At 62.9% G+C, this 18,085-nt stretch carries 14 protein-coding genes; all 14 read left to right on the forward strand.

Going from position 1 to position 18,085, the window contains the following annotated elements; translation table 11 throughout:
* Positions 1–15 precede the first annotated feature (15 nt).
* The 14 genes from JFN91_RS19220 (at position 16) to JFN91_RS19285 (ending at position 18,014) form a co-directional block, all read left to right on the forward strand.
* Positions 16–1,986, forward strand: a complete 1,971-nt coding sequence (locus JFN91_RS19220; RefSeq protein WP_199390766.1) for an ATP-binding protein — start codon at positions 16–18, stop codon at positions 1,984–1,986.
* Positions 1,987–2,313: 327 nt separating this feature from the next.
* Positions 2,314–3,330 carry a recombinase RecA gene (recA, locus tag JFN91_RS19225; RefSeq protein WP_199390767.1) on the forward strand — a complete coding sequence of 339 codons (1,017 nt, stop codon included), beginning with the start codon at positions 2,314–2,316 and terminating at the stop codon, positions 3,328–3,330.
* Positions 3,331–3,333: 3 nt separating this feature from the next.
* On the forward strand, positions 3,334–4,497 hold the full coding sequence (locus tag JFN91_RS19230; RefSeq protein WP_199390768.1) for a type IV pilus twitching motility protein PilT: 1,164 nt from the start codon (positions 3,334–3,336) through the stop codon (positions 4,495–4,497).
* Positions 4,498–4,959 carry a regulatory protein RecX gene (locus JFN91_RS19235; protein WP_199390769.1) on the forward strand — a complete coding sequence of 154 codons (462 nt, stop codon included), beginning with the start codon at positions 4,498–4,500 and terminating at the stop codon, positions 4,957–4,959.
* 119 nt (positions 4,960–5,078) lie between these two features.
* Positions 5,079–7,706, forward strand: a complete 2,628-nt coding sequence (gene alaS, locus JFN91_RS19240) for an alanine--tRNA ligase (protein ID WP_199390770.1) — start codon at positions 5,079–5,081, stop codon at positions 7,704–7,706.
* A 205-nt stretch (positions 7,707–7,911) separates the two neighbouring features.
* Positions 7,912–9,051, forward strand: coding sequence for a hybrid sensor histidine kinase/response regulator (locus tag JFN91_RS19245; protein ID WP_199390771.1), 1,140 nt, complete (start codon positions 7,912–7,914; stop codon positions 9,049–9,051).
* Positions 9,052–9,147: 96 nt separating this feature from the next.
* Positions 9,148–10,026: an acetylglutamate kinase gene (gene argB, locus JFN91_RS19250; RefSeq protein ID WP_199390772.1), complete on the forward strand. Its 879-nt coding sequence runs from the start codon at positions 9,148–9,150 to the stop codon at positions 10,024–10,026.
* Positions 10,027–10,198: 172 nt separating this feature from the next.
* Positions 10,199–11,392 (forward strand): acetylornithine transaminase, encoded by a 1,194-nt coding sequence (locus tag JFN91_RS19255; protein WP_199390773.1) that lies wholly within the window; start codon positions 10,199–10,201, stop codon positions 11,390–11,392.
* Positions 11,393–11,604: 212 nt separating this feature from the next.
* Positions 11,605–12,516, forward strand: coding sequence for an ornithine carbamoyltransferase (gene argF / locus JFN91_RS19260; RefSeq protein ID WP_199390774.1), 912 nt, complete (start codon positions 11,605–11,607; stop codon positions 12,514–12,516).
* A 54-nt stretch (positions 12,517–12,570) separates the two neighbouring features.
* Entirely contained in the window at positions 12,571–13,791 is a 1,221-nt protein-coding gene (locus JFN91_RS19265; RefSeq protein ID WP_183350261.1) for an argininosuccinate synthase, read from the forward strand.
* A gap of 61 nt (positions 13,792–13,852) precedes the next feature.
* Positions 13,853–14,284 carry an NUDIX domain-containing protein gene (locus tag JFN91_RS19270; protein WP_199390806.1) on the forward strand — a complete coding sequence of 144 codons (432 nt, stop codon included), beginning with the start codon at positions 13,853–13,855 and terminating at the stop codon, positions 14,282–14,284.
* Positions 14,285–14,499: 215 nt separating this feature from the next.
* Positions 14,500–15,639, forward strand: a complete 1,140-nt coding sequence (locus tag JFN91_RS19275) for a hypothetical protein (RefSeq protein ID WP_199390775.1) — start codon at positions 14,500–14,502, stop codon at positions 15,637–15,639.
* Between the two features lie 227 nt (positions 15,640–15,866).
* Positions 15,867–17,243 carry an argininosuccinate lyase gene (gene argH, locus JFN91_RS19280; RefSeq protein ID WP_199390776.1) on the forward strand — a complete coding sequence of 459 codons (1,377 nt, stop codon included), beginning with the start codon at positions 15,867–15,869 and terminating at the stop codon, positions 17,241–17,243.
* Complete coding sequence (locus tag JFN91_RS19285) at positions 17,244–18,014, forward strand: fibronectin type III domain-containing protein (protein WP_199390777.1); 771 nt, start codon at positions 17,244–17,246, stop codon at positions 18,012–18,014.
* Positions 18,015–18,085: the final 71 nt, after the last annotated feature.

The following is an 18,085-nucleotide window of genomic DNA, read 5'->3' on the forward strand; positions in this document are numbered from 1 at the left end:
ACAGGGGAAACGACCTTGCACTTTGCGCCGCTGTTACTCATTGTCGCCTGCGAACTGCTGCTCCTTCTGATCGAGCAGTACGCGCCGCTGCCCGGATGGCTGCACTTCGGCGTGTCCGTCTCGCTGGCGGCCGTGCTGCTATGCTTCGTGGCGCTCTTCAAGCAGCGCCAGGAGACCATGGTGGACGGCCTGCGGCGCGAGATCGGGGAGATGCAGCAGGAGGCGGCCAAGAGCGCGCGGCGTTACAAGAGCCTGCTGGAAGGGGCCGGCAACGCTATCTTCATCTTCAAGGTCGAGACCGCCGAACTCGAGGAGGAAAACCGCCTGGGGCGCGAGCTGTTCGGCTTCACCAAGGACGAACTCTCCACCATGGTGGTGCGCGACCTGCTCGATGCCAGCGAGCACGAACGGCTGCGCACCTTCCTGTACCAGTTGGTGCGCAATGGCAAGGCCGACTGGGACGAGGTTCAGCTCAAACGCAAGGACGGTTCCTCGTTCCTGGGCGAGATCAACGCCCGGCTCATCGACCTCGGCGACGAGCAGGTGGCCCACTGCCTTTTGCGCGATATCACCGACAAGCGCCGCACCGAGCGGGAGATCTGGCAGAGAAACCGCGAACTCTCCATCCTCAACAACATGCTGACCAGCATGAACCTGGGCAAGGACCTGAAGACGGTGCAGGAAGGGACCCTGCGCCAGCTGATGGAACTGCTCCAGGCCGGAGCCGGCACCCTCCACCTCTTCCCCCCCGACACATCCTCCCCTACCCTGTGCGCCTCGCAACACGCCTCACCCGACCTGGAACAGGTGCTGGGGGAAACGCTGAGCAACCCCGACCGCCTGCGCGCGGTATGCGTCGTCCCCTTGGGCAGTGCCGGCGCAGGATGGGGCAGCCTCACCTCCATCCCGGTCAGTTCACAGGAGCGCGTGCTCGGAGTGATGCACCTCATCCACCGCGAGCCCCACAGCTATACCCTCGAAGAGATGCGCTTCCTGGAAACGGTCGGCAAGCAGATGGGCAACATCATCGAGCAGATCCGGCTCTTCACCGAGCTCACCTGGAAGAGCGACGAACTGCTGCGCTCGCACCGGCTGCTGGAGAAGAGCAGCCTGAGCCTCTCCGTCTCCGAAGCCAAGCTGAAGCAGAACCTGGCCCTGGTGGAGCGGGCGCACCTGGAGCAGGTCCGGCTGGACCGGATGAAGAACCAGTTCCTGGGCATGGTCTCCCACGAGTTCAACACCCCGCTCACCAGCATCATTTCCGGTGTGGATCACCTGCTGCAGCAGGGGTGGAATTCGCAGGAGGACGCCTGCCGGGTCATGGAGATGGTGCGCGACGGCGGGCTCAGGTTGAAGGCGCTGGTCGCGGACCTCTTGAAGCTGATCCGGCTGGAGTCGCGCCGGGAGGGTCTGGAGACCTCCGCCATCCACCTGAGGATGCTCCTGGAAAACCTCCTGGACCAGCTCCACCCTCTGTTCGAGGAGCGCGGCCAGGTGGTGACGCTGCGCGACCTGGACCACCTCCCCTTCTTCCAGGGGGACTGCGGCTACCTGGAACGGGTCTTCTACGAGCTCCTTCTGAACGCCATCCGCTTCAGCCCCGAGGGGGGCGAGATCGTGGTCAACGGCCGGGTGGTCCAGCAGGACGACCTGCACCAGCGCGCCCACACGCTGCAGCGCTTCAATCCCGATTTCCTCAGGCGCTGCGGCGAGCGCTGCTACCTGGAAGTCGAGGTGCGCGACTGCGGCATCGGCATTCCGCTGCAGGAGCAGCAGGGGATCTTCGAGATCTTCTACGAAGTGGGCGAGATCCGGCACCACTCCAGCGGCAGGCGCCAGGGCAAAGGCGCGGGATTGGGGCTCGCCATCGTCAAGGGGATGGTCGAGGCCCACGGCGGCATGGTCTGGGTGGAAAGCAGCGAGGGGAGTTCCTTCTTCCTGGTGCTGCCGCTGGAGCAGGAGGCGATCCAGCCGGCGCTGTTTTAACGGACGTTCAACGTTCAACGTTCGACGTTAACCCCGATCATCCGAAGTGGCGCCGGAGCCGTAGCGGCTCCCATTCATCGGGCGACAGTCCAACCTCGAACCTTGAACGTTGAACCTTGAACGGCATCCGCCCCTCTCGAAGTGGCACGGGAGCCGTAGCAGAGCGTGTTCATCGGGCGACCGTCAAATCTTGAACCTTGAACGTTGAACGTTTTCCCGTTTTGAACATTGAACGTTGAACCTTGAACTGTTTTTATGTTATGTGTGATTGGTTCCGGAACCAGACCCCAAAAATAGCGCCTGACAAGGCTAAGGAGATATAAAACGATGCTCGATAAGGAAAAAGCGGAAAAAGCCCTAGACCTGGCCATGAGCCAGATCGAGAAACAGTTCGGCAAAGGGGCCATCATGAGGCTCGGTAACGAGGAGGCGCTGCCGGACGTGGCGTCCATCCCGACCGGCTCCCTCTCCCTGGACCTGGCGCTCGGGGTCGGGGGCGTACCCCGCGGCCGCGTCATCGAGATCTTCGGACCGGAATCCTCCGGTAAAACCACCCTCGCCCTGCACGTGATCGCCGAGGCCCAGAAACTGGGCGGCATCGCGGCCTTCGTCGACGCCGAGCACGCCCTCGACATCGGCTACGCCAGGAAACTGGGCGTCAAGACCGACGACCTGCTGGTCTCCCAGCCGGACACCGGCGAGCAGGCGCTCGAGATCGCCGAGACCCTGGTGCGCTCCGGCGCCATCGACGTGCTCGTGGTCGACTCCGTCGCCGCCCTGGTCCCCAAGGCGGAGATCGAAGGCGACATGGGCGACTCGCACATGGGCCTGCAGGCACGCCTCATGTCCCAGGCGCTCAGGAAACTGACCGGCATCATCTCCAAGAGCAACTGCTGCGTCATCTTCATCAACCAGATCAGGATGAAGATCGGCGTCATGTTCGGCAACCCGGAGACCACCACCGGCGGTAACGCGCTCAAGTTCTACGCCTCGGTGCGCATGGACATCAGGAAGATCGCCGCGCTCAAGCAGGGCAACGACATGATCGGCTCCCGCACCCGCGTCAAGGTGGTCAAGAACAAGGTGGCCCCCCCGTTCAAGGAAGTGGAGTTCGACATCCTCTACGGCGAAGGGATCTCCAAGGAAGGGGACGTCCTCGACCTGGCCGTCGAGCGCAACGTGGTCGAGAAGAGCGGCGCCTGGTTCTCCTACGGCAAGGAGCGCATCGGCCAGGGACGCGAAAACTCCCGGCTGTTCCTCAAAGAGCACCCGGAGATCACCGAAGAGATCAGGGCTAAACTCACCGCTCCAGAACAAGACGCCCAAGCACCCGGCGCAGCCTAAAGCATGCAACTTAACGAGATCCTCGCTATAGCCATGAAGGCGAAGGGGTCGGACATCCACCTGAAGGCGGGGCTTCCCCCCATCGTCAGGATCGACGGCTCCCTCCGCGCCATCCCCAACGCGGAACGGCTCTCGAGTGAGGCGGTCAGGAACATGGCCTTCTCCATCATGAACGAGCGCCAGAAGCGGATTTTCGAGGAGAACTACGAGACCGACCTCTCCTACGGCGTTCCGGGTCTCGGTCGCTTCCGCGTCAACGCCTTCGCCCAGCGCGGGACGGTGGCCATGGTACTGCGTGCGATCCCGATCGCCATCCCGACCCTGGAGACGCTGAACCTGCCGCCGGTCCTCAAAAAACTGGCGCTGGAGCAGCGCGGCCTGATCCTCGTTACCGGCACCACCGGTTCCGGCAAGTCCACGACGCTGGCCTCCATCATCGACTACATCAACGAACACCGGACCTGCAACATCATCACCATCGAGGACCCGGTCGAGTACCTGCACAAGGACAAGAAGAGCCTGATCAGCCAGCGCGAGGTCGGCTTCGACACGCTCACCTTCGGCAAGGCGCTCACCTCGGCCCTCAGGCAGGACCCGGACGTCATCCTGGTCGGCGAGATGCGCGACTACGAGACCATCGAGACCGCGCTCACCGCGGCCGAGACCGGCCACCTGGTGCTTTCCACCCTGCACACCCTGGATGCCGCCGAGACCATCAACCGTGTCATCTCGGTCTTCCCTCCTTTCCACCAGCGCCAGGTAAGGATGCAGCTGGCCGGCATCCTCAGGGGGGTCATCTCCCAGCGACTGGTGCCGCGCATGGACGGCAAGGGGCGCGTTCCCGCCGTCGAGGTCATGATCGGCACCGCCCGCATCAGGGACTGCATCGACGACAAGGAAAAGACCAAGCAGATTCCGGACGCCATCGCCCAGGGTCACACCAGCTACGGCATGCAGACCTTCGACCAGTCGCTCATGCAGCTTTTGAGCAAGAAGCTGATCACCTACGAAGAGGCCCTGCGCCAGTCCAGCAACCCCGACGACTTCGCGCTCAAGGTTTCCGGCATCTCCTCCACCTCGGATTCCAGCTGGGACAACTTCACCGAGGAACCGGAAGCACCGGCCCAGGAAGGCAACGGAGCGGACCTGGTTATCGAGAAGTACTAGGTGCAGCGGGGCACGGCGCTGGAGTGCTGCCTGCGGGTGCTCACCCTGCGCGACCACTCCGAAGGGGAACTGAGGAAGAAGCTTGCCGGCAAGGGCTACCAGGACGGCGAAATCGAGGCGGCGGTCGGCCGGATGAAGGAGCTTGGCTACCTCGACGACCTGCGCTTCGCCCGCAGTTTCGCCTCCTCCGCGTTGAGAAACGGCAAGGGGGTCGGGCCGAGGCTGAAGCTGGAACTCTCCCGCCGCGGCGTCGCGGGGTCCATCGTGAGCCAGGTGCTCGATGAGTTGTCCCAGGAGTTCAGCGAGGCCGAGTTGCTGGCGCAGCTTATGGAGCGGCGCTACCCGGGGTTCGATGCGGCAACCGCCTCCGACAAGGAGAAGCGGCGCATCGTCGGGTACCTGCAGAGGAAGGGATTTTCGCTCTCCGCCATCTTCCGGGAGTTGAAGGCGCACGAGGATTGAAGGCGGGCGAATGATTATTCGCCCCCCACATCAGCCCCGGGAAAAGATGCACCCAGCACGCCCCGTGCAACGCACAACCGATTCAAGGTTTAGATATTCCATTCTATTGAGGTTTTTTTATGACAGGCAAAGAGATCCGGGCGCAGTTCTTCAACTTCTTTCAGAAAAAGGGTCACACCCTGGTGGAGAGCTCGAACCTCATCCCGAAAAACGACCCCACCCTGCTGTTCACCAACGCAGGCATGAACCAGTTCAAGGACGTGTTCCTGGGCCTTGAGAAGCGCGACTACATCCGCGCCGTCACCTCGCAGAAATGCGTCCGCGCCGGCGGCAAGCACAACGACCTCGAGAACGTGGGCCGCACCGCGCGCCACCACACCTTCTTCGAGATGCTGGGCAACTTCTCCTTCGGTGATTACTTCAAGAAGGAAGCCATCGCTTACGCCTGGGAGCTGCTCACCGTCGACCTCGGCCTCTCCAAGGACCGCCTCTACGTCACCGTGTACAACGACGACGACGAAGCCGCCGACATCTGGCACAACCAGGAAGGGGTGCCCCGCGAGCGCATCTACCGCTTCGGCGAGAAGGACAACTTCTGGTCCATGGGCGACACCGGCCCCTGCGGCCCCTGCTCCGAGATCTTCTGGGACAACGGCCCGGGCACCGGCTGCGGCTCCCCGGACTGCGCCGTCGGCTGCGACTGCGACCGCTACATGGAGATCTGGAACAACGTCTTCATGCAGTTCAACCGCGACAAGGACGGCACGCTGACCCCGCTCCCCAAACCCTCCGTCGATACCGGCATGGGCCTGGAGCGCATCTCCGCCGTCATGCAGGGCGTCACCTCCAACTACGACACCGACCTGATCCAGGGGATCATCCGCCACATCGAGACGATCTGCGGCAAGAAGTACCGCGCCGACGAGAAGGACGACGTCTCCATGCGCGTCATCGCGGACCACTCCCGCGCCACCACCTTCCTGATCTGCGACGGCGTGCTCCCCTCCAACGAGGGGCGCGGCTACGTGCTGCGCCGCATCATGCGCCGCGCCGCCCGCCACGCCAAGATGCTGGGCGTTTCCGAGCCGATGCTCTACAAGGTGGTCGATGCCGTCAACATGATGATGGGCGACGCCTACCCGGAACTGCTCGAGCGCGAGCACTACGTGAAGAAGGTGATCAAGGCGGAAGAGGAGCGCTTCATCGAGACCCTGGATCGCGGCCTCGCCATCCTCAACGAGGAGACCGCAGCGCTGAAGGCCAAGGGTGAGACGGTGCTCTCCGGCGAAGTGATCTTCAAGCTCTACGATACCTTCGGTTTCCCGGTCGACCTCACCGCCGACATCGTCGAGGCGGAAGGGCTCACCCTGGACGAGGACGGCTTCGCCCTGTGCATGGAGAAGCAGCGCGTCAAGGCGAGGGAGAACTGGAAAGGCTCCGGCGAGCAGGGCCTTGCCGCCATCTACAAGGAACTGCACGGCTCCGGCATCACCAGCGAATTCGTGGGCTACGCCGAGCAGACCGCCTACTCCACCGTGAGCGCCATCGTGAAGGCGGGCGTCCTGGTCGAAGAGGCCAACGCCGGGGACGAGGTTGAAATCGTCACCGCCAAGACCCCCTTCTACGGCGAGTCCGGCGGCCAGGCAGGCGACACCGGCACCATCTCCACCGGCGCCGCGCACGTCGAAGTGGAAAGCACCAGCCGCCCCTTCACCGACCTCATCGTGCACCGCGGCAAGGTGGTCTCCGGCAACATCCGTAACGGCGAGGCCGTCGACCTGAAGGTCGCCTCCGCGAACCGCTCCGCGACCGCGAGAAACCACACCGCGACCCACCTCTTGCAGGCGGCGCTGCGCGAAGTGCTGGGCGACCACGTCAAGCAGGCCGGCTCCCTGGTCACCCCGGACCGCCTGCGCTTCGACTTCACCCACTTCAGCCCGATGACCGCCGAGGAGATCCGCAGGGTCGAAACCCTGGTCAACGGCCACATCATGCAGAACGACTCCGTTGACGCCCGCGAGATGCCGGCTGCCGAGGCCCTGGCCGCAGGCGCCACCGCCCTCTTCGGCGAGAAGTACGGCGACGTGGTACGCGTGGTGCGCGTGGGCGACGTCTCCTCCGAACTGTGCGGCGGCACCCACGTGCACGGCGCCGGCGAGATCGGCTTCTTCAAGATCATCTCCGAGGCGGGCATCGCTGCCGGGGTGAGGCGCATCGAGGCCCAGACCGGGCACGGGGCGCTGGCCGTGGTGCACCAGATGGAAGACGAGCAGAGAAGCATCGCCACCCTTTTGAAGGCCGAAGGGGTCAGCACCCTCGATCGCGTGGAGAAACTCCTGGCCGGCCAGCGCGAACTGCAGAAGGAACTCGACGCGCTGCAGGCAAAGCTCAATGCCAGCAAGTCCGCCGACTTGATGCAGCAGGTGCGCGAGCAAAACGGCGTCAAGGTGCTGGCCGTCAAGGTCGACGGCGACGCCAAGGGGCTGCGCGAGCTCTCCGACACGCTCAAGGAGCGCATCGGCTCCGGCATCATCGTGCTGGGCGCGGGCGACGCCGCCAAGGCCAACCTCCTGGTTGCGGTCACAAGCGACCTCACCTCGCGTTGGAAGGCAGGCGACATCATCAAGGCCATCGCACCCATCGTGGGCGGCAACGGCGGCGGCAAGCCCGAGCTGGCCCAGGCCGGCGGCTCCAAGCCGGAGAACCTCGCCGAGGCACTCGAGGCCGTGTACCGCATCGTAGGGTAACAGTGCCGTAGAACAAAACTTCCCCCCTCCCAACCTCCCCCCTCCGGGGGGAGGAGCTATGGGCACCACCTCCGAAGTCCTCCCCAGAGAGGGTGAGGGATTAGCACCCAATATCCCCTCCCCCGGAGGGGGAGGGTCAGGGAGGGGGAAGAAGTTAACTCATACTTGCAACAGGCAGATAATTCAGCACCACCGGGACATGCCTATGCTCGAACTGACCGCCAACCACACCCAGGAACTCCTGCAGGACAGGGACACGAAAACCGTCCTCATCGTGGACGATGAAGGGGTGATCCGCGACCTGTGCAAGCGGGTGCTCAACGACTATCACATCGTCGAGGCGGGGGACGGGCAGGAGGCCTACGAGATCTTCCTGCGCGGCGGCATCGACGTCATCCTGACCGACGTGATGATGCCTCGCATGGACGGCATCGAGCTGCTGAAAAAGCTCAAAGAACGCGAGCCCACCATGGTGGTCATCATCATGACCGGCTTCGCCGACAAGGACCTGATCCTCAAGGCCCTGAAGGCCGACGCGGACGACTTCATCACCAAGCCGCTCAACCTCTTGCAGCTGAAGAGCGCCATCAGCAAGGCGCTGGTGAAAAAGGCCCTCAAGGAAGAGATCGCCAACCTCAGGAACCTGGACCGGTTCAAGACCGTGTTCCTGTCGCTCATCTCCCACAAGTTCAGAACCCCCATCACCTCCATCTCGCTGTTCCTGCAGAACCTTGCCGCAGGCGTCATCGATCCGGCCGACGAGGGTGCCAAGGAACACATCAATCTGATCTACAACGAGGCATGCTACCTGGGCAACCTGGTCACCGACCTGCTCACCTTCTCCTCGGTCATGGACAGCGGCGCCGGCCTGCACCTGGAGCCCTGCACCCTCAACCTGCTGCTTCCGAAACTTTTGCAGGAGGCACAGGAGGTCGCCGCCCGCCCCGGCGTCACCGCCCACATCACACAGGACACCGTTCCGGCGCTGATGCTGGACCGCGACAAGGTAAGCTTCGCCGTGCGCCAGGTGATCGACAACGCCATAAAGTTCTCCAAGGAAACCGGCGTGGTCTGCGTCACGCTGAGAAACCTCGCGGACCAGTGCGAGATCACGGTCCAGGACGACGGCATCGGCATCTCGCCGGAGCAGCTTCCCAAGCTGTTCGAGAAGTTCTACCAAGTCGATGCCGACCACACCGGCCAGGTGCGCGGCTTCGGGCTCGGGCTGTTCTACGTGCGCGAGTTCATCCGGATGCACGGCGGCACCGTCAGCATCGACAGCGAGGAAAATGTCGGCACCCGCGTCGTCATCACCCTCCCCAACAAAGCCAGCCAAAGCCCCTGATAACTCTGGGCTTAGCCCCTCTTTGAAGTTGATTATTTCCCCCTATCTGCTATATTACGTCTTTCTCTGCCCTAATTAACGCAATAAGAGGCACTTATGCAGCATCTCATAGAAAAAGCCAGTACTCTCATGGAGGCCCTCCCCTATATCAGACGCTTCTCGGGGAAGACCATCGTCATCAAGTACGGCGGGCACGCCATGGCAGAAGAGAAACTGAGAAAGTCTTTTGCCCTTGACATCATCCTGCTCAAATACATCGGCATCAACACCGTGGTAGTGCACGGCGGCGGTCCCCAGATCAACGAGACGCTGAAGCGCTACGGCATAGTGTCCGAGTTCGTCAAAGGGATGCGCGTCACCGATGCCGAGACCATGGGCGTAGTCGAGATGGTACTGACCGGCCAGGTGAACCGCGAGGTGGTCGGCTACATCAACCAGCATGGCGGCCGCGCGGCCGGTCTTTCCGGCAAGGACGGGAGTCTCTTGCTCTGCGAGAAGCTGCTCCAGGAAGTCCGACGAGAGGACGGCGGGGTCGAGATGGTCGACATCGGCTTCGTGGGCGACGTCGTCGAAGTGAACCCCGCCATTTTGCAGGCATTGGAGAAGGGTGGTTTCATCCCGGTGATCGCGCCGGTAGGCGTGGGACGTGACGGGCAGAGCTACAACATCAATGCGGACGTGGTGGCCGGCAAGGTTGCCGCCGCGCTGGGTGCGGAGAAGCTGATCCTTTTGACCGACGTCTCCGGCGTCAAGGACAAGGAAGGGGAGTTGCTGTCCAGCATCCCGCTCGCCGACGTCCCCGCGTTGATCGACAACGGCACCGTCACCGGCGGCATGATCCCGAAAGTGACCTGCTGCACCGACGCGCTTGCCGCGGGTGTCAAGAAGGCCCACATCGTGGACGGCCGCATCGAGCACGCCATCCTTCTGGAGATCTTCACCAACGTGGGGATTGGGACTGAAATTCAGGCCTAACGGCCTCAACGGCCGTTCAACGTTCAACGTTCAAGGTTCGACATGGGTCTTGCCCATGGCCAACCGACCGGTACGGCGCCGTCACGGTGAAAGTGCCGGGAAGGAAGTCCTCCCTCGAACGTTGAACATTGAACGTTGAACCGGTTTTCGTTGAACCGGTTTTGGAGGTTTTATGAATTCATCTGCCTGGATAGAAAAGGCCGACAAATACATCATGAAGACGTACGGGCGGTACCCGCTGGTGCCGGTGAAGGGCGAGGGTTGCTACCTCTGGGATGCGGACGGCAAGCGCTACCTCGACTTCCTGGCCGGGGTCGCCGTCAACAACCTGGGGCACTGCCACCCGAAGGTCACCGCGGCACTCGCCAAGCAGGCGGCGGAACTGATCCACTGCTCGAACTACTACCACATCCCGACCCAGATCGAGCTGGCGGAGCTTCTGTGCAACCTCTCCTTCGCCAACAAGGCCTTCTTCTGCAACTCGGGCGCCGAGGCGAACGAGGCCGCCATCAAGCTGGCCAGGAAGTACAGCCGCGAGAAGTACGGCCTCGACCGCTACGAGATCATCACCGCCATCTCCTCGTTCCACGGCCGCACCATGGCCACCGTTTCGGCCACCGGCCAGGAGAAGGTGCAGAAGTTCTTCGATCCACTCCTGCACGGCTTCCGCCACATCCCCTTCAACGACGCCCAGGCGCTCAGGGATGCCATCGGCCCCGGCACCTGCGCCGTGATGCTGGAACCGATCCAGGGCGAGGGGGGCGTGGTCGTTCCCGACGCCTCCTACTTCCAGGAAGTGCGCAAGATCTGCGACGAGAACAACCTGATCCTGATCTTCGACGAGGTCCAGGTCGGCATGGGGCGCACCGGCAAGATGTTCGCCCACGAGCACTTCGGCATCACCCCGGACATCATGACCCTCGCCAAGGCGCTGGCCGGCGGCGCGCCCATCGGCACCATGCTCGCCACCGACAAGCTGGCGGAATCCTTCACCCCGGGCACCCACGGCTCCACCTTCGGGGGCAACCCGCTGGTGACCGCGGCTGCCGTAGCCACCGTACGCGCCATCCAGGAAGAAGGGATCCTGAACCACACCGAGGAGATCGGCGAGTACCTGATGGGTGAGCTGGAGGCGCTGGGCAGGAAGTTCCCGAGCCTGATCACCGAGGTGCGCGGCATCGGCCTCATGATCGGCGTGGAGCTCGCCATCCCCGGCGGCGACATCGTCAAGACCGCCCTCTCCCGCGGCCTGTTGCTGAACTGCGCCCAGGAGAAGGTGCTCCGCTTCGTCCCGCCGCTCATCGTCGGCAAGAAGGAAGTGGACGAGATGATCGCCACGCTGACGGAGATCCTGGCCGAACTGTAAGCGCCGACCTCCCTCGCCGTCCACCCACCTCCCCCCGGAGGGGGGAGGCCGGGAGGGGGGAAGGTTTCGCACCAACAACTACCCCCTCCCCAGCCCTCCCCCTCCGGGGGCGGGAGTCGTGCTCTCCTCTCCCGGGGGGCGAGGGAGTGGGACACAAAGCGTAGCAAAGCCGCATTGCCGGCTATCAACTTTGGAAGCGAGAACCAGCGAATATGAAAAAAGACTTCCTGGCGCTGAGCCAGTTCAGCAAAGCCGAACTGGACGCCATGTTTGCCCTGTGCAAGGACCTCAAAGCAAAGACCAAGAACCGCGAGGAGCACCACCTCCTCAAGGGCAAGACGCTGGCCATGATCTTCGAGAAATCCTCGACCCGCACCAGGATCTCCTTCGAGGTCGGCATGTACCAGCTGGGGGGGCACCCGCTCTTCATCTCCAGCAAGGACTCGCAGATGGGCCGCGGCGAGCCGATCAAGGACACCGCCCGCGTCATGGCGCGCTACTGCGACGGCGTCATGATCCGCACCTTCGCCCAGGAGACCGTCGAGGAGTTCGCCAAATACGCCTCCATCCCGGTCATCAACGGCCTCACCGACCTGCACCACCCCTGCCAGATCATGGCCGACGTGTTCACCGTGATCGAGCACAAGGGGAGCTACGACGGGCTCAAGTTCGCCTGGATCGGCGACGGCAACAACATGGCCAACTCCTGGATCGAGGCGGCCGCCATCTTCGGCTTCGACCTGACCCTCGCCTGCCCGGAAGGGTACGACCCCAACCCGCAGGTGCTCGCCTGGGCCAAGGCGAACGGCTCCGCGAAGATCGTGATCACCCGTGACCCGAAGGAAGCCGCCAAGGACGCCGACGTCTTGAACACCGACGTCTGGGCCAGCATGGGGCAGGAAGAGGAGCAGAAGGTCCGCGAGAAGGCCTTCGCCGGCTACCAGTTGGACGAGCAGCTGCTCGCCCTGGCCAAGAAGGACGCCCTCGTGCTGCACTGCCTCCCGGCGCACCGCGGCGAGGAGATCAGCGACGGCGTCATCGAAGGCCCCAACTCTGTGGTCTGGGACGAAGCGGAAAACCGCCTGCACGTGCAGAAGGCCATCATGGCCACGCTGATGAAATAATCCGACCGGCCGGCTTTCGGGACGGCCAGAGCGATCAACGACAAAGGAGAACCCATGGCAAAGAAAGAAGTGAAAAAGATCGTCCTCGCCTACTCGGGCGGGCTTGACACCTCCATCATCCTCAAGTGGCTCAAAAACGAGTACGGCTGCGAGGTGGTGACGTTCTCCGCAGACCTCGGCCAGGGCGACGAGCTGGAGCCGGTACGCGAGAAGGCATTCAAGACCGGCGCTGACAAGGTGTACATCGACGACCTGCGCGAAGAGTTCGTGCGCGACTTCGTGTACCCGATGTTCCGCGCCAACGCGATCTACGAGGGCTCCTACCTCTTGGGCACCTCCATCGCGCGCCCGCTCATCGCCAAGCGCCAGATGGAAATCGCCAAGATCGAGGGGTGCGACGCGGTCTCCCACGGCGCCACCGGCAAGGGCAACGACCAGGTCCGCTTCGAGCTCGCCTACTACCACTTCAACCCGGCCATCACCGTGGTCGCCCCGTGGAGGGAGTGGAAGCTGAACTCCCGCCAGGCGCTGATCAACTACGCCAAGCGTAACGACATCCCGATCCCGATCACCAAGAAGCGCCCCTGGTCTTCCGACCGCAACCTGCTGCACATCTCCTTCGAAGGGGGCATCCTGGAGGATACCTGGCTCGAGCCGCCCGAGAACATGTTCGTGCTCACCAAGGCCCCGGAGAAGGCACCCAACAAGCCGCAGTACGTCGAGATCGAGTTCGAGAAGGGCAATGCAGTCGCCGTTGACGGCGTGCGCATGACCCCGGCCCAGCTGCTGGCGCACCTGAACACCATCGGCGGCGAGCACGGCATCGGCCGCGTCGACCTGCTGGAAAACCGCTCCGTAGGCATGAAGTCCCGCGGCGTGTACGAGACCCCGGGCGGCACCATCCTGCGCGAGGCCCACATGGCGGTCGAGCAGATCACCATGGACCGCGAGGTCATGCACCTGCGTGACTCCCTGATTCCGCGCTACGCCGAGATGATCTACAACGGCTACTGGTTCTCCCCGGAGCGCGAGATGATGCAGTGCCTGATCGACGACTCCCAGAAGACCGTGAACGGCGTCGCCCGCCTCAAGCTCTACAAAGGGCACGTGCGCACCGTGGGCAGGAAGTCCGAGAGCGACTCCCTGTTCAACCTCGACTTCGCGACCTTCGAGAAGGACCAGGTCTACAACCAGGCGGACGCCGAAGGCTTCATCAAGCTGAACTCGCTGAGGCTCAGGATCCGTTCCCTGATGATGGCCAACAAGAACAAGTAGTTGAGCTGGCAGTAAAGGAGGGTCATAGGGGCACGAGGCTTTCGTGCCCCTATCCGCTTATATGGAGCAAAACGATTTCAAGGCCAGCCACATAGTAACGTCGGTGGTCGCCGTCATCATCGATAGCGATGGCCGGGTGCTCCTCACCAAGAGGAATATCCCTCCCTTCCAGGGGGAGTGGGTGATGCCGGGGGGCAAGATTGACCTCGGCGAACCGATTGTGGCGGCGCTCAAACGCGAGGTCTGGGAAGAGGTCGGCCTCGAGGTGGAAGTGGGCAATCTCATCGACGTGTTCGAGCACGTGACGCCCGGTGAGGACAACTACCACTTCATCATCATCTACTACCGCTGCACGCCGCTTTACTGCGACGTGAACCACAACAAGGACGAGGTGGCCGAGGCCCGCTGGGTCGAACCCGAGGAGTTGCCGAACTACAAGATCCCCGCCGGCGCCCGCTTTATCCTGAGTAAGATCTTTACAGCTGGTGACTGACCGCGGCTTTACGCCTTATTGCGTACAGGCTTTAAAGGCGTTTGTTAACGCAAAGACGCAAGGGCGCAAAGTGGAAAACCGGTAATTTTCTCTTAAAAGATTTTCTTGGTTTCTTTGCGGCTTCGCGTCTTTGCGTTAAATATCAAGGTTTGATTTGCAGTCCGCTGTTCATTGTCAATTGTGCATTGTCCATCGTCAATTGGGGTTTCCCGCCAATGGTCAAGATCGTCGAGAAACATGTCCAGCTCGATTTCCCTCTGGGTCATCACCTGCACTGCCTCATCGCGCAGATCCCGAACCGACTGCAGCGGCGCGACCACCTGTTCCTGCTGGCCAACCCGGAGGAGCAGTGGCACATGGTGCGCAGCGTGCTCGACCTGGTGTCGGACGGCGCGGGGAACCTGAAGCGGCTGCACTTCCTGATGTTCCCGGAAACATCGGTCCCGGTCTCCCACTTCGACGACCTGCTGGACGTGATCGCCGAGCGCTTCCGCCCCAACACGGTGACCATGTTCGGCATGGAACAGATCCGGCTGGAGCAGTACCGCGCGCTGCTGAACCGCTTCCAGGACGACAACGCGGAGGCACTGGAGTGTGTCGAGCGCGACATCGACTCGGGTGACATCCTCGGCATGCCGGTCAACTGGTGCTGCATCGCCATCAAGGAGACAAGCGGCCGCCTGCGGGTCTTCCTGGAGGCCAAGACGCACCCCTTTCGCGGCGAGGAGTTCCTGGACAAGGACCACGACCTGTACCGCGGGCGCCATTTCTACCTGTTCCGCGGCGAGCCGGCATGTTTCAACTTCATGACGATCATCTGCCTTGATTACCTCTACCGGGACCTCTACTCCTCCAACATCAAGCAGATCATCGATCACTCCAACCGGCTCTTCTTCACCATGAGGCAGTCGCTGGACGCCCTCTTCGTGATCCAGTGCAACCCCAAGCCCGAGCACAGTGCCTACCGGGACGTGCTGACCGGCTTTTACGGTGAGCACCTGGAGGACACCCCGGGGGTGCGCGAGACGGTGACCGTGTTCGGCAACTGCTCGGACGAAAGCGAGATCGAGGGGGTGCGCTGCCAGGGGTGCTACGGGGTTTCCTTCGTGGCCATCAGCGCGCGCCACAAGATGTCCCCGGTCCAGGAGCGGGAGTTCACCAGCGACGACTTCGGCGGCGCGCCGGTGTGCCGCTTGCGGTTCGGTACCGGGACCAGGCTTTTCTATTTCAACCTGCCGCTCTACCACGAACTCGATCCGAGGAGTTCCCGGGTGCCGCTCAAAGTGCACACGGTGCAGCGCTGGACCGATGACGGCTGGATCAAGGCGAGCGGCGGGGAGGAGCAGGTGCTTTAAAAGCCTTTGATCTCGTTCCCAAGGTCCACCTTGGGAACGCAAAGCCTCTCGGAAGCTCCAGCTTCCCTCGGATGCAAAGCTGGAAGTTTGCGCCTGGGGTTCCCAAGCTGGAGCTTGGGAACCAGGAAAAAAACCTAAGGCTTTTCCTTTGCGGCTTCGCGCCTTGGCGCCTTTGCGTTAAAGAAGTTGCAGTTCTACAAAAAACCAGCAGCAGGAGATCGAAAGACATGTCCAAAGACAAACTGTGGGGTGGCCGTTTCACCCAGCCCACCGACAAGTTCGTAGAAGAGTTCACCGCCTCCATCAACTTCGATAAGCGCCTGTACCACCAGGACATCCGCGGTTCCATCGCCCATGCCACCATGCTGGGCAAGCAGGGAATCATCCCGGTACAGGACGTCGAGCAGATCGTGCACGGCCTCCGGGAAATCCTGGACAAGATCGAAGCGGGCGAGTTCGACTTCTCGGTCTCACTGGAAGACATCCACATGAACATCGAGGCGCGCCTCTCCGAGAAGATCGGCGACGCCGGTAAAAGGCTCCACACCGGCCGCTCCAGGAACGACCAGGTGGCGCTGGACATCCGCCTCTACCTGCGCGACGAACTGGTGGAGATCTCCGCCTACATCGACCTCCTCATCGACGCGCTCATCTACCAGGCGGAGCAGAACCTGGGCATCATGATGCCGGGCTTCACCCACCTGCAGACCGCGCAGCCCATCCTCTTCTCGCACCACATGATGGCCTACCACGAGATGCTCAAGCGCGACAAGGGGCGCATGGAAGACTGCCTCAAGCGCACCAACGTGATGCCGCTGGGCGCCGGCGCGCTGGCCGGGACCACCTTCCCCATCGATCGCGAATACGTGGCCGAACTGCTCGACTTCCCCGAGGTGACCAGGAACTCGCTCGACTCGGTCTCCGACCGCGACTTCGCCGTCGAGTTCTGCGCGGCCTCCTCGATCCTGATGATGCACCTGTCCCGCTTCGCCGAGGAGCTGATCCTCTGGTCCACCAGCGAATTCAAGTTCGTCGACCTCTCCGACTCCTTCTGCACCGGCTCCTCCATCATGCCGCAGAAGAAGAACCCCGACGTCCCGGAACTGGTGCGCGGCAAGACCGGCCGGGTCTACGGCAACCTGATGGCGCTCCTTACCCTGATGAAGTCGCTCCCCTTGGCCTACAACAAGGACATGCAGGAGGACAAGGAGCCGCTGTTCGACACCATCGACACCGTGAAAGGATCGCTCAAGATCTTCGCGGACATGGTGCGCGAGATGAAGGTGAACGAGGCGCGCATGAAGACCGCCGCTGCCGCAGGGTTCTCCACCGCGACCGACGTCGCCGACTACCTGGTCAGGAAGGGGATCCCGTTCCGCGACGCCCACGAGATCGTCGGCAAGGCGGTGCGCTACTGCATCGAGAACGAGATGGACATCCCGGAACTGTCGCTGGCCGAGTGGCAGATCTTCTCCCCCCGCATCGAGGACGACATCTTCGGCTCCATCACCCTGGAAGCTTCCGTCAACGCACGCCGCGCGACCGGCGGCACCGCGCTCGAGCGGGTCAAGGCCGAGATCGCCCGCGCCAAGGAAGGGCGTTAAGTGGCGGCCGCGCGTCGACTGCTGCCGGCCCTGTTCCTGGCCGCCGCGCTCTCGCTTTTTTCCGGCTGCGGCAAGAAAGGGGTGCTGATCCCGCCCGAGGCGCTGGTCCCGGCCCCGATCGCGACGCTGGCCGTGGCACAGAAGGGTGCCGAGTTCCAGGTAAGCTGGACCGGACCGGGCAAGCAGGAGAAGGGTGGCAAGCTGGAAGACCTGGCCGGCTTCCTGCTCTACCGGCGCAACGTGCTCCCTCCCGCTCAGGACTGCGAGGAGTGCCCGAGCGCGTACAGGCAGCTGGCGCTGGTCGATCTCGACCTCCCCGAAGCGGTGCGCCAGGTCGGGGGGCTCTGGGTCTACGACGACTTGGACCTGAAAAAGGGGCAGACCTACCAGTACAAGGTGCGCTCCTTCACCAGGAGCGGCGCGCAGAGCAAGGACTCCAACAAGGTCCGGCGCACCGCGGTCACGCCTCCCCTCCCCCCGGTGCTGGAAGCGGCGGGCTCGCCCAACGAGGTGACGCTGAACTTCGTAGGGCTCCCCCCGGAGCAGGGGACGGCGGCCGGCTACAACGTGTACCGGAGCAAAAAGGGTGAGCCGATGCCGCTTGCCCCGCTCAACAAGACGCCGCTGACCGGGAACACCTACCAGGACCAGAACGTGATCCTGGGGATAACCTACAGCTACGCAGTGACCAGTGTCGCCACCGCCGAAGGGCAGAACGTCGAGAGCGCGCCCTCCAACACCGTCGAAGCCGGACTGGTGCTTCCCGATTAGGCCCCGTTGCCTTTTCAGCCCTTTCATGATAAAAACCGGGAACATTTTCTAACATCACGACGCCCCACCGG

This window comes from Geomonas anaerohicana (assembly GCF_016458305.1).
Taxonomy (GTDB): domain Bacteria; phylum Desulfobacterota; class Desulfuromonadia; order Geobacterales; family Geobacteraceae; genus Geomonas; species Geomonas anaerohicana.